Origin of the sequence: Rothia sp. HMSC069D01 (assembly GCF_001810135.1) — a bacterium.
In the GTDB taxonomy this organism is placed as follows: Bacteria; Actinomycetota; Actinomycetes; order Actinomycetales; family Micrococcaceae; genus Rothia.
Genome location: NZ_KV800076.1, coordinates 206,711 through 226,528, shown reverse-complemented (window position 1 = coordinate 226,528; position 19,818 = coordinate 206,711). Strand labels below are relative to the sequence as shown.

Here is a 19,818-nt window from a genome sequence, read left to right as displayed (position 1 = left end):
CACAGCGTCTATTTTTGTTGGGTCATCCACGAATAACCACCAGGTTAAACGACAAGGGCGGTGGTCAAGTTCTCTAAGAACTCAACCACCGCCCTTGTCGTTATCGCTGAGGCGATTTCCGAGGATTACTCCAGAGGATTACTCCACGGTCACTGACTTTGCGAGGTTACGCGGCTGGTCAACGTCCAGGCCCTTAGCTTCAGCCAGTGCGCAGGCGAAAATCTGCAGGGGCACGGTGGCCAGCAGCGGCTGCAGCAGCGAGGGGCATGCCGGGACGGTGATGAGGCGGTCTGCGTAGGGCTTGACTGCCTCGTCGCCTTCCTCGGCGATGACGATGGTGAAGGCGCCACGAGCGCGCACCTCCTGGATGTTGGAGACGACCTTGCCGTGCAGGGAGTCGCGTCCGCTTGCGGAGGGAACCACAATAATCACGGGCTGCCCCTCGTCGATCAGAGCGATCGGGCCGTGCTTGAGCTCGCCAGCGGCGAAGCCTTCAGCGTGGATGTAGGTGATCTCCTTGAGCTTGAGTGCACCCTCCATAGCAACGGGGAAGCCCACGTGGCGGCCGAGGAAGATGACGGAGGAGGCATCCTTCATCTCCACGCCCAGTTCCTTAACCGGTGCGTCGTTGTCGATGACCTTCTGAATCTTCTCGGGCATCTGCTGCAGCTCAGAGAGGATCGAAGCAATCTCGTCCTTGTACTTGTTGCCGCGCAGCTGTGCCAGGTACAGGCCGAGCAGGTATGCTGCGGTAATCTGTGCCAGGAACGCCTTGGTCGAGGCCACTGCGATTTCGGGGCCGGCGTGGGTGTACAGCGCGGCGTCGGATTCGCGGGGCAGGGTCGAACCGTGGGTGTTGCAGATGGAGATAACCTTTGCGCCCTGTTCGCGTGCGTGGCGCACGGCCATCAGGGTGTCCATGGTTTCGCCAGACTGCGAGAGGGCCACAATCAGGGTCTTCTCGTTCACGATCGGGTCGCGGTAGCGGAACTCGTGGGCGAGCTCAACCTCGGTGGGGATACGGCACCAGTGTTCGATGGCGTAGCGTGCCACCTGGCCCGCGTATGCGGCGGTACCGCAAGCAACCACGATGATCTTGTCAATCGAGCGCAGCACCGAGTCGTCGATGTTCAGCTCGTCGAGGGTCAGGTTCCCGTTCTCGTCGAGGCGGCCCATGAGGGTCTGCTCAACGGCGGTCGGCTGCTCGTGGATTTCCTTCTCCATGAAGGAGTTGTAGCCGCCCTTTTCGGCTGCGGCTGCGTCCCACTCGATGTGGAAGGGCTTACCCTCTGCAGGATTGCCCTCGAAGTCGATAATCGAGTAGTCGGTTGCGGTGATGGTCACGATCTGGTCCTGACCCATCTCCACGGCTTCCTTGGTGTAGTCGATGAACGCGGAGACGTCCGAACCGAGGAAGTTCTCGTTGCGGCCCAGGCCAATCACCAGCGGAGAGTTGCGGCGGGTTGCCACAACACGGTCCGGGTGGTCGGCGTGGATAGCCAGGATGGTGAAGGCACCCTCGAGGCGGTTGGAGGCGATACGCACGGCCTCGGTGAGGTCACCGGTACCGAGCTTGTTGTAGATGCTTGCGATAGTTGCGGCGGCTACCTCAGTGTCAGTCTGAGAAGTGAACTCCACGCCCTCGGCGAGTAGCTCAGCACGCAGTTCTGCAAAGTTTTCGATAATACCGTTGTGGACGACGGCGAGGCGGCCGTTGTCAACAACGTGGGGGTGAGCGTTGACGTCGGTGGGTCCACCGTGGGTTGCCCAACGGGTGTGACCGATACCAATCTGGGATTCCGGCAGGGGGTGTTCCTTAACCTCGTTCTCGAGGTTCAGGAGCTTGCCTGCCTTCTTACGGAATTCGATACCGTCGGGGCACACCAGTGCCACGCCGGCAGAGTCGTAGCCGCGGTATTCCTGGCGGCGCAGACCTTCGAGGACCACGTCGTATGCGTTGTGGTCAAACTTGTTACCGTCCGGGTCAAAGCCCAGACCTACATATCCTACGATTCCACACATGCTATAAGTTTATCTCATGGTCCAGGTTATCCGCGCAGGGTGAAAATCTGTTATTCGTCACGCTGGGAGCCATTTTTCTAACGCATCTTTTATTCTCTTTTGCTGCGTCCTCCCTTATTTCTTTACGCTTCTCTTTTGCCGGGTTTTATCCGATTGTATTTTCCCCGTGGACGTAAAGTTCGTACACTTGTATAAATGAGCTCCGCACCGTATTTTTCCGGCGATGACCGCTTTATGCGTCTCGACCGCTCTCGCTGGTCGCACCTGGCCGATGAGATTTCCGTTCCCCTCAGCGCAGAGGAGATTGAGTCCCTGCGCGGCCTGGGCGAAACAGTTGACCTCGAGGAGGTTCGGCGTATCTATCTGCCTATTTCACGTCTTCTGAACCTCTACGTCACCGCGGCGTCTTCCCTAAACCACATGACGAATGATTTTCTGCATCTGTCCCAGCGCAGGGTACCGTTTATTATCGGCGTGGCGGGCTCGGTCGCCGTGGGAAAATCAACCACGGCACGCATCCTACAAGCGCTTTTGAGCCGCTGGCCCTCCACTCCAAACGTCCAGCTGGTGACGACGGATGGTTTCTTGTACCCGAACGCGGAGCTTCAGCGTCGCGGCATTATGCACCGTAAGGGTTTCCCGGAGTCTTATGATCGCCGCACCCTGTTGAATTTTGTGTCGCAGGTGAAGTCCGGTGCTGAGCGTGTGGTGGCGCCGAAGTATTCGCATCTGTACTACGACATCATCCCCGATGAGCTTATTGAGGTCACGGCACCGGATGTCCTTATCCTCGAGGGTCTGAATGTCCTGGCTCCTTCGCACGCGGAGGGCCCCGAAACCTCCGATCTGACCCTCAGCGATTTCTTTGATTTCTCTATTTATGTGGATGCCCGCACTGAGGATATTGAGCGCTGGTATGTGAATCGTTTCTTGACTCTGCGTTCTTCGGCTTTTGCGAATCCGGAGTCGTATTTCAAGCGTTATGCGGAGCTGAGCGATGAGCAGGCGGTTGAGGTTGCGACCGGCATTTGGAAGAGCGTGAATGAGCCGAATCTGTTGCAGAATGTTTTGCCGACTCGTGCTCGTGCGCATTTGATTCTGCAGAAGGGCCCCGAGCATACCGTGGAGCAGGTTCTTCTGCGTAAGAACTAGATGTTCTTTAGGTTTTTATTGTTCGTGTGTGGCTTTTAGTTGCCTGTGTAGCGCGTTTGTGGTGCATTCTAGTAGAAGGCGCCGGAGGCTCCACTCCCTCACGGGGTGGGTTTAGGCTTCCGGTGCTTTTGTATGCACCTACGCCATGATGAGGAGTTATTGTGAAGTCCCTGCACCGTACGTCTACCGCTCAGGAGTCTTTTGATAGTTCTGCGGTGAATCGCCGTACTCTTTTGGGTGCCGCTTTGGGAGTTGGTGGCACGGCGCTATTGGCAGCTTGCGGTTCGCAGGGTCAGGGTGCGTCTTCTTCATCTTCTGCTGCGAGTGCTTCTGAGTCTGCGGCGGCTTCGGCGGCTTCTTCTAGCGCCTCTTCCGCTGCGTCGGCATCTTCTGCCGCGCCCTCCCCTGTTGCTTCTGCTACCAGTGCTTCTGCAAGTGCTTCGGCTTCTGCGAGCGTGTCTTCTTCCCCGTTGGCGCTTGCTCAGCCGAGTGTTGAGTCTCAGCCGGATTCTTTGCGTTGCCTCGTGAATAAGATGCGTCCCTTTGCGCAGCAGGATTGGGAGCCGAATGACCTGGTGGAGTTCTACGGTCATCAATTGCGCGCTGAGGCGGCTAAGGCAGCGGATACGATGATTGATGCGGCTGCTACTGATGGCGTGACTCTGCTTGTTTCTAGCGCGTATCGTTCGTATGCGGTGCAGCAGCAGACCTATCAGTATTGGGTTTCGGTGAACGGTCAACAGGTGGCGGACCAGTTATCGGCTCGTCCCGGCTATTCGGAGCATCAGACGGGCTTGGCGATTGATTTTGCTTCTCCTGAGGGTTGCCGTTTGGAGGAGTGTTATCGCGATACGCTGGCTGGTCAGTGGTTGGCGAAGAACGCTCCGCGTTACGGATATATTTTGCGCTTCCCTGATGGTCGTCAATCGGTGACCGGTTATCGTTTTGAGCCGTGGCATTACCGCTATGTGGGTGTGCAGATTGCTCAGGAGTATGTGTCTTCGGGCGCGAAGACTTTTGAGGAGTTTATCGGTACGGGTGCGGCACCCGATTATGCAAGTGCGAGCTAGGGTCGAGGCTAATCTTTCGGCTTTGGTCGGTGCGCCAAGTGGTGATGTGTATCGTCTTTCAAGCTTCCGTACCGGAGATAAATAGGCACAGTAGATGCATATTTTTTCGCATACACACCCCGTAAATCCGCGGTTTTTCGCAGGTTTTAGAGATTTTTGCTCAGGTTCATGTGAGCTAGACTTTAAGTATCGGGCGCCATAGGACCACTGTGAAGAAAAACACATGCTTTACAATGAAAATTTTCTCAGAATATGGCATTTTCTGAGGTGAAAAGGCGCTATTCTATATCTCATGCTTAAGGGTTTTAAAGATTTTGTAATCCGCGGTAACGTCATCGACCTCGCAGTTGGTCTGATTATGGGTACCGCCTTCACCGCTGTGGTGACCTCGCTTGTCCAGGCCGTCCTGATGCCGGCTATCTCCATGCTGGTTGGCTCCCCCAACTTCGACGAGTTCCTGGTCTTCGGCCAGATCAAGGTTGGCGTGTTCCTAACCGCTATTGTCAACTTCATCCTGATTGCAGCTGCTGTCTACTTCGCAGTTGTTGTGCCCACTCAGAAGCTGACTGAACTCGCGCTGGCTAAGAAGAAGGCTGAAGACGAGGCTATTGAAAAGGAAGAGACCGAGCTTGACCTCCTGAAGGAGATCCGCGACGCTCTGGCAAAGAAGTAATTTCTCTGCTCTCTACCACTAATTTTTTAGACCCCCGTATCCCCTGTGGATACGGGGGTTTTCCGTATCCTCGTCCCCCCTCCCCCGCCCAAGATAACGAAGAAGGGCTGGGAAGGTGTTACCTTCCCAGCCCTTTCTCTATCCTCCATTCCGGTCTTCGCGCCGGAAGAGAATACGTTTAGAGTGCCAGTTCCTTAGCCACGACGTCAGCCAGCTGCTGAGCAACCTCATCGGCCTGTTCCTGGGTTGCAGCTTCAACCATCACGCGAACCAGAGGCTCGGTGCCGGATGCACGCAGCAGCACGCGGCCGCTCTCACCCAGTACGCCTTCAGCCTCGCTCACGGCGGTGGCGAGCGCCTCGTTGGTCTTGACCGCCGCACGGTCAACGCCCTTGACGTTGATCAGGCGCTGCGGGGTGGGCTGCATGCGGGATGCCAGCTCCGAGAGGGTCTGACCGCTACGAGCCACCTCTGCAGCCAGCTGGATGCCGGTCAGAACGCCGTCACCGGTGGTTGCGTAGTCGCTCATGATAACGTGGCCGGACTGCTCGCCACCGAGGTTGTAGCCGTGCTCGCGCATAGACTCGAGGACGTAGCGGTCGCCCACAGCGGTGCGGCCGAGGGTAATGCCGTGCTCGCGCAGGTACAGCTCCAGGCCCAGGCTGCTCATCACGGTTGCGACGAGGGTGTCCTTTGCGAGCTTGCCTTCGCGCTTAGCAGCAACAGCAAGGATAGCCATGATCTGGTCGCCGTCTACCAGGTTGCCCTTTTCGTCAACTGCCTGGCAACGGTCGGAGTCGCCGTCGTGGGCGATGCCGAGGTCCGCGCCGTGCTCAACGACTGCTGCCTGCAGCTTCTCGGGGTGGGTGGAGCCCACGCCGTCGTTGATGTTGGTGCCGTTGGGCTCTACAGCCAGTGCGATAACCTCTGCACCCAACGCTTCGAAAGCTGCGGGAGATGCTGCGTATGCCGCACCGTTTGCGCAGTCCAGAACAATCTTCTTGCCTGCGAGGGGCTTGCCTTCGGGCAGGGTGGAGACCAGGTGCTTCACGTAAGCCTCGGTACCGTTCTCCAGGGGCTTGACGGTACCCACAGCGCCACCGGTCGGGTAGCGGAAGGACTTCTCGCGGTAGACGCGCTCAATAGCGTCCTCAACGGAGTCTTCCAGCTTCTGGCCGCCTCGGGCCAGGAACTTAATGCCGTTGTCCGCTGCGGGGTTGTGCGATGCAGAAATCATCACGCCGAAGTCAGCGCCGGTGTGTGCCACCAGGTAAGCTGCTGCGGGGGTGGGGACAATGCCGGCGTCCAGCACGTCAACACCTGCGCTAGCGAAGCCAGCCTTCATCGCAGAGACAATAAAGTCTGCAGAGGATCGGGAGTCATTTGCAATCACGGCACGGGGGCGTACACCCTCTTCTACCGTGTCAAAGCCCAGAACAATAGAAGCCGCCTGCGCGAGCTCCATAGCCAGGGCGGGAGTAATTACATCGTTTGCCAGACCGCGTACGCCGTCGGTTCCAAAAAGTCGTTCAGTCACCCTTTTATTTTACGTTGTGCGTAACTCTGCTTAGGCGCATACACCGTAAATTCTTCATAATCAGAAAGTGATTTTCAGCGGCTACATATCTGCTTCATAGCTAATATTTCTGCAGACGCGCAAAGGTGCCTGCTCTCCGTTCCCGGGGTTGGGAAAAGAGAGACAGGCACCTTCATAATGCAAGCTATTTGGCGGCTCTATCGCCGTAGGGTTGAGTTTTTATTCTCCCCTATTTATCCATGCTTACTTGACGACGGGGAAGCCGTCGGGGGAGTCACCGGACTCGTCCTCGAAGACGTGTGATGCGGAGCGGACAATCAGCGAATCGAGCTCGCCCACAACTGCCTCATCCTTGGAGGGGTAGTCGAACTGGGTGAGCACGTAACGCATTGCTTCCAGACGTGCTCGCTTCTTGTCGTTGGACTTGATGACGGTCCAGGGAGCGTCACCGGTGTGGGTGTAGAAGAACATTGCTTCCTTTGCCGCGGTGTAGTCGTCCCACTTGTCCAGGGACGCCAGGTCGGTGGGGGAAAGCTTCCACTGACGAACCGGGTCGGTACGGCGGGAGGTGAAGCGTGCGAGCTGCTCTTCGCGGGTGACGGAGAACCAGAACTTGATGATGTGGATACCGGAGTTCACCAGCATGCGCTCCAGGTCCGGAACTTCGCGCATGAACTCGAAGTACTGTGCCTGGGTGCAGTAGCCCATAACGCGCTCAACGCCGGCACGGTTGTACCAGGAGCGGTCCATCAGGACGATTTCGCCGCCGGAGGGCAGGTGCTTGATGTAACGCTGGAAGTACCACTGGGTCTGCTCGATATCGGTCGGCTTCTCCAGTGCGACAACGCGAGCGCCACGGGGGTTCAGGTGCTCGGTGAAGCGCTTAATGGAGCCACCCTTACCTGCTGCGTCACGGCCTTCGAAGATGATGAGGATCTTCTGACCGGTGGACTTAGCCCAGAGCTGCAGCTTCAGCAACTCAATCTGCAGGGCACGCTTTTCCTTCTCGTATGCCTTACGGCTGAGTTTGGTGTCGTAGGGGTAACCCTTCTTCCATGCCTGAGAGGTTTCGTCGTCCTTCTTGTCCTTGCCGAGGGCGCGGGTGAGGGAAGCCATTTCGTCCAGCTCTGCCGAGTAGTCTTCAACGACGGAGGTACGGCGTGCCTGGGGCTTCAGGGCTTCCTTGATGGCCTGTTTCTTCTCAGAACCGGTGTGTGCGTGTGCGCCTTCAGCGGTGTGCTGGGGGGCTTCAGCCTGAGGAGCCTCCACTGCCTTTTCTTCGGGCTTGGTGGAGGGATTCTGCTCTGCCATGAGTACTCTTTTCTTCCTGTCTGCTTTGACTCTTTAACTCTACCGGGGTGCTCTTCAATGAACAAACGTAACAGTTATAAGCACCCATAACGTTTAAGACCGGCAGATACGCAGAACGCCCCGCTCTCCCAACGGGAGAGCCGGGGCGTAACGCTTCGTAAAACCAGCGATTAACGCTTGGAGAACTGCGAAGCCTTGCGTGCCTTCTTAAGACCAGCCTTCTTACGCTCGATGACGCGTGCGTCACGGGTCAGGTAGCCAGCCTTCTTCAGTGCGGGGCGGTTGTTCTCGCGGTCGATCTCGTTCAGTGCACGAGCGATACCCAGGCGCAGAGCACCTGCCTGGCCGGAGGGGCCACCACCGTTGATGCGTGCGATGACGTCGTATGCACCCTCGAGCTCCAGGAGCTTGAAGGGCTGGTTGACATCCTGCTGGTGCAGCTTGTTGGGGAAGTAGTCTTCCAGGCTACGACCGTTGATGGTCCAGTTGCCGGAACCGGGCACAACGCGAACGCGTGCCACTGCTTCCTTACGGCGACCAACTGCTGCGCCTGCAACGGTCAGTGCCGGACGTGCTGCCTTAGCCGCTGCGGGGGCAGCGGACTCCGAGGTGTAGCTGGTCAGCTCTTCCTCGACTACGATCTGCTCTTCGTTCTGAGCCACGATTTCTCCTATTGTTTCTTCGTAGGCCCGAATTACTGGGCGACCTGGTTGAATTCGTAGGTCTTGGGCTGCTGTGCCGCGTGCGGGTGCTCGGGACCAGCGTAGACCTTCAGCTTCTTGAGCTGCTGTGCAGCAAGCTTGTTCTTGGGCAGCATGCCCTTAACAGCCTTCTCAACCGCGCGAACGGGGTTGGTCTCAAGCAGCTCTGCGTAGTTCACGGACTTCAGACCGCCGGGGTAACCCGAGTGGCGGTATGCACGCTTCTGCTCGAGCTTTGCACCGGTCAGGGCGACCTTCTCAGCGTTCACGATGATAACGAAGTCACCGGTGTCAACGTGGGGAGCAAAAGTCGGCTTGTGCTTACCGCGCAGCAGGATAGCGGTCTGGCTTGCGAGGCGGCCGAGAACAACGTCGGTGGCGTCAATGACGTGCCACTGGCGCTCGACTTCGCCGGGCTTGGGAGTATAAGTGCGCAAAATATTGGCCTTTGTCTCGAAATGTACATACGGCGCTTAGTTGGGTATCGCGCCTTTTACTTACGTGCATGACGAACACCCGGGTGAGGACCGAGCTGCCGCCCGTTCTGCCCGTACTCTATACCGCCTTAACGTCCTGCAACTAGACAGCGATTTAGAGCGCGCTCGGGTAGAACACGCACAACATATCAAGACTATACAGGACGTCGAGTGCTTAATCCACCGCCAAAGCCTTAAAAATAGGGCTTTTTTGTCTTAAACACATTTTTAAATTCCATCCGTGTAATTCACCCTCGACGATTGCGCTCCTCCGTTGAGCCCCTCATCACTTCCGGCGTGTGACGGCGCTCAATATACACAGGGCGTTAAGCACTCTGTGCCTCGTGGTCTTCGCGCTTTGCTCGAGCACGCTCCGCCTGCACACCGTAGAGCTCCGATGCAGGGTAGTAAATCTCAGCCAGGGCGAGCGCATGCGGAGGTGCCAAAGTCAGCGAAGCCTCGCGTCCCGGGTTCTCAATCCGTTCACGCAGCCAGGCGGCGTCTCGCTTACCCGTACCGTAGAGCACCAGCGCACCCACGAGCGAACGCACCATGTGATGGCAGAAGGCGTCAGCCACCACGCGCACCTCAATCAGCCCGTTTTCAGTGCGGGTAAAGCTGAGTTCCCGCAGTTCGCGAATCGTAGTCGCCCCTTCGCGCGGCTTGCAGAAGGAGAGGAAATCGCGCAGGCCGAGTAGCTGCTGTGCCGATTCGTTCAGATCAGCACAATCCAGGTGCTCGGGTACCGCCCAGGTGTAGGTACGGTGAAGGGGGTTAAGACCGTCCGCTGCACCATCTGCGATGCGGTAAACATAGCGGCGGCCGGTAGCTGAGAAGCGCGCATCAAAATCGAACGGCACTTCGCTCACGCGATGAATCTGAATAGCGCCCTGCAAAATGCCGCGAACGTTCTTCGGAAGGTTGAGTTGTTCTTCCGCATCGTAAAGGCAGCGTTGCAGAGCCCCGGTGAGGCGGCGCCCCAGGGCAGCCGTCGGGTCATCTTCCCCCGTTCGCCCCTGCAGGCGAGTCCAGTCCTCATCACTCAGATCGCAGTGCAAGGTTTGGGCTTCTGCGTGGACTCCCGCATCCGTTCGACCCGCAACCACCACACGGTGAGGCGCCCGCAGAATCAGCTCGAGGGCGTTCTCGATAACTCCCTGCACGGTGACCAGGTTCGGCTGGGCTGCCCACCCGCTGAAAAGAGAACCGTCGTAAGCACAATCAATTCGCACGCGGTGCGTAGCGGTGAAGGGCTGCTCTTCGTAATTCTCTAAAGAAGTAGCGTTATGCATTGGTGTGCCTTTCAGCGGTAAAGGACGATTGAAGACTACGGGCCGGCTCTTGGATAGCGAATGCGCAAAGAACCGTGTCCTTTTAAGTATGCAGATACACCAATCCGCCGCCCACAATAGTGGACGGCGGATTGACATATTTTAGGTTTAGCCTAAATCAGCTGAGATCCGTATTACTCGGAAACCTTCTGTGCTGCTGCGCCACCTGCGGGGGCGTAACCTGCAGCCTCTGCCGACTCAGCGGAGTCGAACCAGATTTCAGCCTTGGTGCTGGTGTACCAGCGGGAACCGGGCACGTGGTACTTCATGGAATCGGCGTTACCCTTAACCTCGAAGCCCTCGGGAGCCTCGCCGGACTCCAGGGGTGCGTGGGAACCTGCGGGCAGGCCCTCAGCTGCTTCAGCCTTGGGAGCCTCAGCTGCCTTCTCAGCAACCTTGGTTGCCTCAGCAACTGCACCCTGGGTTGCAACGGGCTCCATGACGAGCTCGATGACTGCCATGGGAGCGTTGTCACCCTTGCGGTTACCGATCTTGATGATGCGGGTGTAACCACCGGGGCGCTCTGCCATTGCCGGAGCAATAACGGTGAAGAGCTCGTGCACGACGGACTTGTCGGTGATGGAACGCAGCACGCGACGGCGAGCAGCCAGGTCGCCCTTCTTACCGAAGGTGATGAAGCGCTCTGCCACCGGACGCAGGCGCTTTGCCTTGGTCAGGGTGGTGGTGATGCGCTTGTGCTGGAACAGCTGCGCCGACAGGTTGTTGAGCATGTGGCGCTCGTGGGTCGGGGAACCGCCGAGGCGGGGACCCTTAGTGGGAGTAGGCATAGTTAAATCTCCATAGTTGCGTTCCCTAACGCCCCAGCAGCGGAGCCTCTTAGGGAATCAAGTTTGACTGATCCCGGTGGAACCGGGTGAACTATTCGGTCGAAATTATTCGCCGGAACCGTCTTCGTCATCAAGCGGGCGTGCAGCAGGCTCGAAACCGGGAGGGGAGTCCTTCAGAGCCAGGCCGAGCTCAATGAGCTTTGCCTTGACCTCGTCAATGGACTTAGCACCGAAGTTACGGATGTCCATCAGGTCAGCTTCACTGCGGGTCACGAGCTCACCCACGGTGTGGATGCCCTCGCGCTTGAGGCAGTTGTAGGAGCGGACGGACATGTTCAGGTCCTCGATCGGCAGTGCCAGATCAGCGGCCATGGACTCGTCGGCGGGCGACGGGCCAACTTCGATACCCTCAGCTGCAATGTTCAGCTCACGTGCCAGGCCGAAGAGCTCGACCAGGGTGCTGCCAGCAGAAGCAACGGCGTCACGCGGTGCGATGGCTTCCTTGGTTTCGACGTCCAGGGTCAGGCTGTCGAAGTCGGTGCGCTGCTCAACACGGGTCGCGTTCACGCTGAAGGTAACCTTCAGAACCGGGGAGTAGATGGAGTCAACCGGGATACGGCCAATCTCGCCATCGCCGACCTTGTTCTGAGCTGCAGTCACGTAGCCGCGACCGCGCTCGATAACCAGCTCAGCGTTGAAGTTTGCCGAGGCGTTCAGGGTTGCTAGGTGCAGTTCCGGGTTGTGGATCTCCACGCCAGCGGGAACCTCGATGTCGCCTGCGGTCAGTTCACCTTCGCCCTGCTTGCGCAGGTAGGCCACGACGGGCTCGTCGTTCTCAGAAGAGATGGAGAGCTTCTTGATGTTCAAGATGATCTCAGTGACGTCCTCGGTCACGCCGGGAACGGTGCTGAACTCGTGCAGTACGCCATCAATGCGGACGCTGGTAACAGCGGCGCCGGGGATGGAGGACAGCAGAGTACGGCGGAGGGAGTTACCCATGGTGTAGCCGAAACCGGGCTCCAGAGGCTCGATAGTGAAGCGCGAGCGGTTGGGCGCTACGACCTCTTCAGTCAGAGTGGGGCGCTGTGCAATAAGCACTTTGTTTCCTTTCGGTGAGCTCCGCTATATGAGCCCACAGGTTGGGGAAAACATATCTTAGGAAGCAGACGGGTGTCTGTACTCTCCGGGTACAGCTCCGTGCGGAGTGTACCCGTCGAGGGATTAGGTCGAGACCTAATTAGACGCGGCGGCGCTTCGGGGGACGGCAACCGTTGTGTGCAACGGGGGTAACGTCCTGGATCGAACCGACCTCGAGGCCTGCAGCCTGCAGGGAGCGGATTGCGGTTTCGCGACCGGAACCGGGGCCCTTGACGAACACGTCAACCTTGCGGACGCCGTGCTCCTTGGCGCGGTTTGCAGCAGCCTCAGCAGCCAGCTGTGCGGCGTAGGGGGTGGACTTACGGGAGCCCTTGAAGCCCATGTCGCCAGCGGAGGACCAGGAGATCACTGCACCGGTGGGATCGGTGATGGAGACGATGGTGTTGTTGAAGGTCGACTTGATGTGAGCCTGACCAGCAACGATGTTCTTGCTAACCTTGCGGCGGTTGGTCTTACGAGCTGCCGCAGCGCGAGTCTTGGGAGGCATTTTTGATTCTCCTACAAAGGTTTTCTAATACGTTGGTCGGATAGAGATATCCAACAGAGCAACGTTGCTTACTTCTTCTTACCTGCGACGGTACGCTTCGGACCCTTGCGGGTACGTGCGTTAGTCTTGGTGCGCTGACCGTGAACCGGCAGGCCGCGGCGGTGGCGCAGGCCCTGGTAGGAACCGATTTCAACCTTACGGCGGATGTCAGCTGCAACCTCGCGGCGAAGATCACCTTCAACCTTGTAGTTGCCTTCGATGAAGTCACGAAGTGCCACGAGCTCCTGGTCGGTCAGGTCCTTGACGCGGGTGTCAGGGTTGACGCCGGTAGCAGCGAGGGTTTCGTGTGCACGGGTCTTGCCCACGCCGTAGATGTAAGTGAGAGCAACTTCCACGCGCTTTTCGCGGGGAATATCAACTCCAGCGAGACGTGCCATACTGGCTTCTCCTTGTTGTTTTCCAGAGGTCTATAGCATCACTGCCCGAGTTATTCTGGCTCGGTCCCCGGCCTCTGAGTCCGGAGGTATCCGAAGGCGCCTCTTGGGGCGTTGCTTCGGAGCGGTGCCTATGACAATTCCACCCTCTTATAGGGCGGCTATGAAGTCAGCTGCTAGGGATTAGCCCTGGCGCTGCTTGTGGCGCGGGTTTTCGCAGATCACCATGACCACACCGTGACGGCGGATCACCTTGCACTTATCGCAGATCGGCTTAACGCTCGGCTTGACCTTCATCGCATTCCTTTTGATTGCAACTTGATTACTGGCGAGATAAGAGGTTCCCTCACTTACGTTGGGGAACTGCGTTATCCCTTTGAACACGATTTAAACGCCGCCAGAGGCGACGTTTATCTCGGGTTTACTTGTAACGGTAGACGATACGACCTCGGGAAAGGTCGTAGGGGCTCAGTTCCACTACTACTCGGTCCTCAGGCAGGATGCGAATGTAGTGCTGACGCATCTTGCCCGAGATGTGTGCGAGAACCTTGTGGCCGTTATCCAGCTCAACACGGAACATCGCGTTGGGCAGAGCTTCAACCACAGAGCCTTCAATCTCGATGACGCCGTCTTTCTTAGCCATATCCTCCGCTAACGTCGGTGCCCGTCGCAGGTGCGGCGGGCAAATGTATCTTCTGTTTGTGAGCTCACCGCGGTGAGGTGCTGGGGCGTTTTAAGGCGCACTTAACACTGGCACAAACAACCAACTGTTAACTCTACGGCAAAGACCCTGGAAAAACAACCGTGATTTTTATGACATCAGGCACTTAAGGTTTAAAAGGAAGAAGCCCCTCCCCCACGCTCCAGAAAGCCTTGAGGATTTCCATCCGCAGGAAAGGGGCACCGCTTATCGGTCAAAGCTCAGCTACTTAGTCTTCCTTAGCGGCAAGCTGACCGCATGCACCATCAATATCTGAGCCTCGAGTATCACGAATAGTCGTCGGAATACCATGTGCACGCAGACGCTCCACAAAGTTCTGCTCAACGCCCTTACGGGATGCCGTCCACTTCGAACCCGGGGTCGGGTTCAGCGGAATCGGGTTCACGTGCACCCAGCCACGGCCGCGCTGAGCCAGCTTCTTACCGAGCAGATCCGCACGCCAGCCCTGATCGTTAATATCTCGAATCAGTGCATACTCAATGGAAACGCGGCGGCCGGTCGTACGGTAGTAGTCGTATGCAGCGTCCAGAGTCTCGTCGACCTTCCAACGCTGGTTAATCGGGATGAGCTCATCACGTAGCTCATCATCCGGAGCGTGCAGAGACAGCGCCAAAGTAATGGGCAGCTTCTCCAGCTCAAACTTACGAATACCCGGCACCAGGCCCACGGTCGACATGGTCAGACCGCGAGCAGAAATACCGAGGCCCTCGGGCGAAGGGTCAATCAGGCGGTGCACAGCACCCATGGTTGCCTTGTAGTTAGCAAGCGCCTCGCCCATACCCATGAAGACAATATTGGAAACACGCAGCGGACGAGTATCCTCAGAACCGCCTTCTGCTTCTTCCAGGCCCTTCATCTGCTTCAGGTAGCGGGCACCGGCAACGACCTGCTCCACAATTTCCGCGGTGGACAGGTTGCGAGTCAAACCCTGCTGACCGGTCGCACAGAAGGGGCAGTTCATACCGCAGCCAGCCTGCGAAGAGATGCACATGGTCACGCGGTTGTCATAACGCATGATGACAGACTCAATGAGCGCACCATCAAAGAGGCGGTGCACAACCTTCAGGGTGTCGCCACCGTCAGCCTCGAGGGTACGGACCGGGGTCAGAAGCTGAGGCATCGCCTGTGCAACCATCTGCTCGCGGTCCTTAGCCGGCAGGTCAGTCATCTCAGCGGGGTCAGTGACCAGACGCTCAAAATAGTGCTTGGACAGCTGGGATGCACGGAACGACTGGTAGCCAAGTTCCTTCAGAAATTCACGGCGGCCAGCCATGTCGAAGTCAGCGATATGCTTGGGCGGCTTCGCACGGCGCGGTGCTTTCAGGGCAATCTGGCCGGGTGCGGGGCGAACGTTCGAGATTTCAACCGGCACCTTGGTCGCAGCGGGTGCGGTTGCCTCGCCGCTATTGAGAGTTTCGCTCATGGAGCTTCTTCCTTGTGATGTGGATGCTTTCGGATGCGCTATCACGCACCGGACCGGATTCGCCGGTTTCTTCGGGTGGAGGTGGGGCAGCTAAAGGTGGATACCCCTCCCCTAGTGGTGGGACTTAGGCGGGGATCGGAACCGGGGTTACGCCAAAGCGAGCAAGTTCGCTTGCACCACCGTCTTCTGCAGTCAGGACCCAGATACCTTCGCTATGCACAGCAACGGAGTGCTCCCACTGGCAGGCATCGGAGCCGTCAACGGTTACAACGGTCCAGTCGTCGGAGAGCACCTTGGTCTCGATGGAACCAGTCACAAGCATCGGCTCAATAGCGAAAGCCATGCCGGGCTTGATCTTCGGCCCCATGTCACGCACTGCGTAGTTCAGTACGTCCGGTGCCATATGCATCTGGGAACCGATGCCGTGGCCCACGTAGTCTTCAATAATGCCGTACTTATCGCCGTATTCTTCGGTCACATATGCTTCGATGGCAAGGCCGATTTCGCCGACCTTCTTTGCGGTTGCCAGAGCGGCGATGCCGTGCCACATTGCCTCGCGAGTGACGGCGGAGAGCTCTGCGCGTGCTTCGCTCACATTGTCACCGACCAGCACAGTACGTGCCGAGTCGCCGTGCCACTGGCGGTTGGTTGCGGGGTCGATAACGTATGCGCCACCGTCGATAGAAAGGATGTCGCCGTCCTTGAGCACGTAGTCGCCGGGGATGCCGTGAACGACCTCATGGTTGACGGAGGTGCATACGGTTGCCGGGTAGTCGTAGTAGCCGTAGAAGTTGGAGGTGCCACCCAGTTCCAGCATGGTGCGTTCAAAAGCGGCGTTCACCTCTGCGGTGGTTGCGCCGGGGCGAGCTGCCGCCACTGCCGCATCGAGCGCGCGGCTGGTGATGACTCCTGCACGAGCCATCTGCTGAAGCTGTGCATTGGTTTTAATTTCGACTCGTGCCATTCTGGCTCCTTAGGTATAGGGGCGGTGCGCCCAAGCTTAGAACTCTACAGACAGCACTGTACCCCCGCAAGTCTTTGTGATGCATCATGCACCTCAAATTGCGGGGGTACAGCAGAAGATTACTTCAGAGCGTCGAGGATGCGCTCGGTGACTTCAGCAATCTCGCCGAGGCCGTTAACTTCCTTGACGATGCCGCGTTCGCGGTAGATTGCGATCAGCGGTGCGGTCTCTTCTTCGTAGACCTTCAGGCGGTGACGAATGACCTCTTCGTTGTCATCGGTACGACCCTGCTCTGCTGCGCGGTTGAGCAGACGCTCAACGAGTTCGTCGTTGTCTGCAACCAGCAGGAGAACTCGATCGATCTTCTCACCCTTGGCTTCGAGGATGGAGTCTAGCTCGTGCACCTGGGAGGTGTTGCGGGGGTAGCCGTCGAGCAGGAAGCCGTTGACGACGTCGCTTTCCTCCAGACGTGCGCGCACCATGTTGTTGGTGACAGAGTCGGGAACCAGGTTGCCGGAGTCGATGTACGACTTCGCTTCCTTGCCCAGCTCGGTCTCTTCCTTGATGTTCTTACGGAAGATATCACCGGTGGAAATCGCGGGAATCTTCAGCGCTTCAGCGATCTTGACGGCCTGGGTGCCCTTACCTGCACCGGGAGGGCCGACGATGAGCAGACGGTTCATCGGAGCAGTCCTTCGTAGTTTCGTTGTTGGAGCTGAGCGTTGATCTGCTTGAGAGTATCAAGACCAACACCCACCACGATCAGCAGCGAGGCGCCGCCGAACGGGAAATTCTGGTTTGCGTTGAATAGGATAAGCGCTACCAGGGGAATCATGGAAATTACACCCAGGTAAAGTGCGCCAGGCAACGTAATTCGGTTGAGTACGTAGCTGAGGTAACGCGCGGTGGGCTTACCCGCACGGATGCCGGGAATGAAGCCACCGTACTTCTTCATATTGTCCGCTACTTCTACCGGGTCGAAGGTGACCGCCACGTAGAAGTACGCGAAGCCAATAATCATGAAGAAGTAGAGAGCAATGTACAGCGGGTGATCGCCGCGCACCAGGTATGCGTTAATCCAGTTGACCCAGTCCGGCGGGGTGGAGCCGTCGGTGGGGGTGTTGAACTGGGCAATCAGGCCGGGCAGGGTCAGCAGGGAGGACGCGAAGATCAGCGGGATCACGCCGGCCATGTTGACCTTCAGCGGGATGTAGGTGCTGGTGCCGCCAATGGTGCGTCGACCAATCATGCGCTTTGCATACTGCACGGGGATACGGCGAACGGACTGTTCCACGTAGACCACGGCAAGCATGACCAGCAGGCCAATACCGCAGACAGCCGCGAAGATACCCCAACCGTGGGTGCGCTGGATGGAGCCCAGAGCGCTCGGGAAGGAGGAAGCGATGGAGGTGAAGATCAGCAGGGACATACCGTTGCCGACGCCACGCTCGGTAATCTGCTCACCCATCCACATGATGACGGTGGTACCTGCACACAGGGTGACGATAATCAGCAGGATGTGCAGTACGTCGTCCTGGGGGATGATGCCCGGGCAGTTACCCAGCAGAACGCCAGAGCGTGCCATCGAGACGATGGTGGTTGCATTCAGCAGAGCAAGAGCGATGGTCAGGTAGCGGGTGTACTGGGTGAGCTTTGCCTGACCCTGCGCGCCCTCATCGTGCAGCTCCTGGAATCGCGGGATGACCACGCGTAGCAGCTGGATGATAATGGACGCGGTAATGTACGGCATCACGCCGAGGGCAAAGATCGAAAGCTGCAGCAGTGCGCCACCACTGAAGAGGTTGACGATATCGTAGACGCCACCGCTTGTAACATTGGCGTTCAGACACTGCTGTACATTTCCGTAGGAAACGCCTGGCGCGGGGATGAAAGTGCCCACGCGGTACAGCACAATCATTGCCAGGGTAAACAGCAGCTTACGCCGCAAATCGGCGGTCTTGACGACTCGCCCGAATGCGCTCAGCACATGTCCTCCTGTAAGTCTATGGGGCGCCCATCCCTCTCAAAGAGTTTTAGGGCGCAGTAAACACATCTTCCAGTCTATCGTGTTTGGAGCGGGTAACGATAACTCCCTAGCAGATTATGTAGCTTTTATATTCTCTTAGCGTGATTTTTGAACGCCAAATGTGGCGCACACCAAGCGTTCAAATATACGAATACAGGAATATATCCCGTTGTGAGTCTTTCCGAGCAGCAAAAAGCCCCCGCCGTACAGTGTACGGACGGGGGCTTTCTCGTCTTGAAGACTACTTAACGGTTACAGAACCGCCAGCGGCCTCGATCTTCTCAATAGCGGAAGCCGATGCCTTGTCAACAACAACGTTCACCTTGACGGAGATTTCGCCGTTGCCCAGAACCTTCACGAGCTCGTTCTTGCGAACGGCACCCTTAGCAACCAGTGCCTCGACGGTGACGTCGCCACCGTTGGGGAACAGTTCCTGGATGCGGTCCAGGTTAACAACCTGGTACTCGGTGCGGAAGGGGTTCTTGAAGCCGCGCAGCTTCGGCAGGCGCATGTGCAGCGGCAGCTGGCCGCCTTCGAAGCCTGCACGAACCTGGTAACGTGCCTTGGTACCCTTGGTACCGCGACCTGCGGTCTTACCCTTGGAGCCTTCACCGCGGCCAACGCGGGTCTTTGCCTTGTGGGCACCCGGTGCCGGGCGCAGATCGTGAATCTTGATAGCTTCTGCCATCTTTACTTGACCTCCTCAACCTTCACCAGGTGAGCAACGGTGTTAACCATGCCAACGGTGACGGGGTCAGCAGTGCGGACTACCTTGTTGCCGGGGCGCTTGAGGCCCAGGGAACGCAGGGTGTCGCGCATGTTCTGCTTCTGACCAACATAGGACTTGACCTGGGTGATTTCCAGCTTTGCGTCGCTGGGCTGAATACGCTTGGCCATTACTACGCACCTGCCTTTTCAGACTTGGTGTTGCGCAGGTAGCTGGGGATAACCTCATCGGTGGGCAGGCCACGGCGGGCTGCCACTGCCAGGGGCTCCTCGAGCTCCTTGAGTGCTGCAACAGTTGCGTGAACGATGTTGATCTGGTTGGAGGAACCGAGCGACTTGGACAGCACGTCGTGAATGCCTGCGCACTCGAGTACTGCACGCACGGGGCCACCTGCGATAACACCGGTACCAGCGGTTGCCGGGCGGAGCATCACAACGCCTGCAGCTGCCTCACCCTGCACACGGTGCGGGATGGTGCGGCCTTCGATGCGGGGAACGCGGAAGAAGTTCTTCTTTGCTTCCTCGACACCCTTGGAGATTGCTGCGGGAACTTCCTTAGCCTTACCGTAGCCAACGCCGACCAGGCCGTTACCGTCACCAACGACGACCAGTGCGGTGAAGCTGAAGCGACGACCACCCTTGACGACCTTGGAAACGCGGTTGATGGTCACAACGCGCTCGATGTACTTGTCCTTCTCCTCCTCGCGAGCGCGGTTGTTACGGCGCTCACCACGGCCACGACGCTCGCCGCGGTTGTTGCGGCGCTCCTCGCGCTGGTTGGAGGTCTCAGCGGTTTCAGCTACTACTGCTTCGCTCAC

22 protein-coding genes are annotated in these 19,818 nt (G+C 57.9%); 3 read left to right on the top strand and 19 right to left on the bottom strand.

Going from position 1 to position 19,818, the window contains the following annotated elements:
• Window positions 1–138: 138 nt before the first annotated feature.
• The gene (gene glmS / locus HMPREF2710_RS01025) at window positions 139–2,022 is read right to left on the bottom strand and encodes a glutamine--fructose-6-phosphate transaminase (isomerizing) (protein ID WP_070599040.1); all 1,884 of its coding nucleotides are present in this window, start codon (window positions 2,020–2,022) and stop codon (window positions 139–141) included.
• A gap of 195 nt (window positions 2,023–2,217) precedes the next feature.
• On the opposite strand from glmS, the gene coaA reads away from it, so the two are divergent.
• The 3 genes from coaA to mscL all read left to right on the top strand — a co-directional run bounded on the left by coaA (window position 2,218) and on the right by mscL (window position 4,917).
• Window positions 2,218–3,174: a type I pantothenate kinase gene (coaA, locus tag HMPREF2710_RS01020; RefSeq protein WP_070599038.1), complete on the top strand. Its 957-nt coding sequence runs from the start codon at window positions 2,218–2,220 to the stop codon at window positions 3,172–3,174.
• Between the two features lie 161 nt (window positions 3,175–3,335).
• Complete coding sequence (locus HMPREF2710_RS01015) at window positions 3,336–4,244, top strand: M15 family metallopeptidase (RefSeq protein WP_044150218.1); 909 nt, start codon at window positions 3,336–3,338, stop codon at window positions 4,242–4,244.
• Between the two features lie 292 nt (window positions 4,245–4,536).
• Window positions 4,537–4,917, top strand: coding sequence for a large conductance mechanosensitive channel protein MscL (mscL, locus tag HMPREF2710_RS01010; protein ID WP_070599035.1), 381 nt, complete (start codon window positions 4,537–4,539; stop codon window positions 4,915–4,917).
• Between the two features lie 178 nt (window positions 4,918–5,095).
• Here the strand turns inward: mscL and glmM are convergent, their stop codons facing one another.
• The 18 genes from glmM to rpsE all read right to left on the bottom strand — a co-directional run bounded on the left by glmM (window position 5,096) and on the right by rpsE (window position 19,818).
• Window positions 5,096–6,454, bottom strand: coding sequence for a phosphoglucosamine mutase (glmM, locus tag HMPREF2710_RS01005; RefSeq protein ID WP_070599032.1), 1,359 nt, complete (start codon window positions 6,452–6,454; stop codon window positions 5,096–5,098).
• Window positions 6,455–6,697: 243 nt separating this feature from the next.
• A complete protein-coding gene (gene ppk2, locus HMPREF2710_RS01000) occupies window positions 6,698–7,765 on the bottom strand; it encodes a polyphosphate kinase 2 (RefSeq protein WP_012903067.1) in 1,068 nt (355 codons plus the stop codon).
• 170 nt (window positions 7,766–7,935) lie between these two features.
• A complete protein-coding gene (gene rpsI, locus HMPREF2710_RS00995) occupies window positions 7,936–8,427 on the bottom strand; it encodes a 30S ribosomal protein S9 (RefSeq protein ID WP_005505036.1) in 492 nt (163 codons plus the stop codon).
• A 32-nt stretch (window positions 8,428–8,459) separates the two neighbouring features.
• Window positions 8,460–8,903, bottom strand: coding sequence for a 50S ribosomal protein L13 (rplM, locus tag HMPREF2710_RS00990; protein WP_005505035.1), 444 nt, complete (start codon window positions 8,901–8,903; stop codon window positions 8,460–8,462).
• A gap of 365 nt (window positions 8,904–9,268) precedes the next feature.
• Complete coding sequence (gene truA, locus HMPREF2710_RS00985) at window positions 9,269–10,234, bottom strand: tRNA pseudouridine(38-40) synthase TruA (protein WP_049341781.1); 966 nt, start codon at window positions 10,232–10,234, stop codon at window positions 9,269–9,271.
• A 173-nt stretch (window positions 10,235–10,407) separates the two neighbouring features.
• Window positions 10,408–11,061 carry a 50S ribosomal protein L17 gene (gene rplQ, locus HMPREF2710_RS00980; RefSeq protein ID WP_012903064.1) on the bottom strand — a complete coding sequence of 218 codons (654 nt, stop codon included), beginning with the start codon at window positions 11,059–11,061 and terminating at the stop codon, window positions 10,408–10,410.
• A 105-nt stretch (window positions 11,062–11,166) separates the two neighbouring features.
• Window positions 11,167–12,159 (bottom strand): DNA-directed RNA polymerase subunit alpha, encoded by a 993-nt coding sequence (locus tag HMPREF2710_RS00975; protein WP_005505031.1) that lies wholly within the window; start codon window positions 12,157–12,159, stop codon window positions 11,167–11,169.
• Between the two features lie 139 nt (window positions 12,160–12,298).
• Window positions 12,299–12,706 (bottom strand): 30S ribosomal protein S11, encoded by a 408-nt coding sequence (gene rpsK, locus HMPREF2710_RS00970; protein WP_005505028.1) that lies wholly within the window; start codon window positions 12,704–12,706, stop codon window positions 12,299–12,301.
• A 68-nt stretch (window positions 12,707–12,774) separates the two neighbouring features.
• A complete protein-coding gene (gene rpsM, locus HMPREF2710_RS00965) occupies window positions 12,775–13,143 on the bottom strand; it encodes a 30S ribosomal protein S13 (RefSeq protein ID WP_005505026.1) in 369 nt (122 codons plus the stop codon).
• Between the two features lie 180 nt (window positions 13,144–13,323).
• Window positions 13,324–13,437: a 50S ribosomal protein L36 gene (gene rpmJ, locus HMPREF2710_RS00960; RefSeq protein WP_004005257.1), complete on the bottom strand. Its 114-nt coding sequence runs from the start codon at window positions 13,435–13,437 to the stop codon at window positions 13,324–13,326.
• A 124-nt stretch (window positions 13,438–13,561) separates the two neighbouring features.
• On the bottom strand, window positions 13,562–13,783 hold the full coding sequence (gene infA / locus HMPREF2710_RS00955; RefSeq protein ID WP_005505018.1) for a translation initiation factor IF-1: 222 nt from the start codon (window positions 13,781–13,783) through the stop codon (window positions 13,562–13,564).
• Between the two features lie 286 nt (window positions 13,784–14,069).
• Window positions 14,070–15,284, bottom strand: a complete 1,215-nt coding sequence (gene rlmN / locus HMPREF2710_RS00950; protein WP_044150213.1) for a dual-specificity RNA methyltransferase RlmN — start codon at window positions 15,282–15,284, stop codon at window positions 14,070–14,072.
• A 124-nt stretch (window positions 15,285–15,408) separates the two neighbouring features.
• Window positions 15,409–16,248, bottom strand: coding sequence for a type I methionyl aminopeptidase (gene map, locus HMPREF2710_RS00945; RefSeq protein ID WP_049341779.1), 840 nt, complete (start codon window positions 16,246–16,248; stop codon window positions 15,409–15,411).
• A 119-nt stretch (window positions 16,249–16,367) separates the two neighbouring features.
• Window positions 16,368–16,931: an adenylate kinase gene (locus HMPREF2710_RS00940; RefSeq protein ID WP_005505015.1), complete on the bottom strand. Its 564-nt coding sequence runs from the start codon at window positions 16,929–16,931 to the stop codon at window positions 16,368–16,370.
• Window positions 16,928–18,235, bottom strand: a complete 1,308-nt coding sequence (secY, locus tag HMPREF2710_RS00935; RefSeq protein ID WP_012903060.1) for a preprotein translocase subunit SecY — start codon at window positions 18,233–18,235, stop codon at window positions 16,928–16,930. The genes HMPREF2710_RS00940 and secY overlap by 4 nt, the downstream gene beginning before the upstream one ends.
• Window positions 18,236–18,515: 280 nt before the next feature.
• Window positions 18,516–18,962 (bottom strand): 50S ribosomal protein L15, encoded by a 447-nt coding sequence (gene rplO / locus HMPREF2710_RS00930; RefSeq protein ID WP_005505008.1) that lies wholly within the window; start codon window positions 18,960–18,962, stop codon window positions 18,516–18,518.
• Between the two features lie 2 nt (window positions 18,963–18,964).
• Complete coding sequence (rpmD, locus tag HMPREF2710_RS00925) at window positions 18,965–19,171, bottom strand: 50S ribosomal protein L30 (protein ID WP_004005265.1); 207 nt, start codon at window positions 19,169–19,171, stop codon at window positions 18,965–18,967.
• A gap of 2 nt (window positions 19,172–19,173) precedes the next feature.
• Window positions 19,174–19,818, bottom strand: coding sequence for a 30S ribosomal protein S5 (rpsE, locus tag HMPREF2710_RS00920; RefSeq protein ID WP_171840195.1), 645 nt, complete (start codon window positions 19,816–19,818; stop codon window positions 19,174–19,176).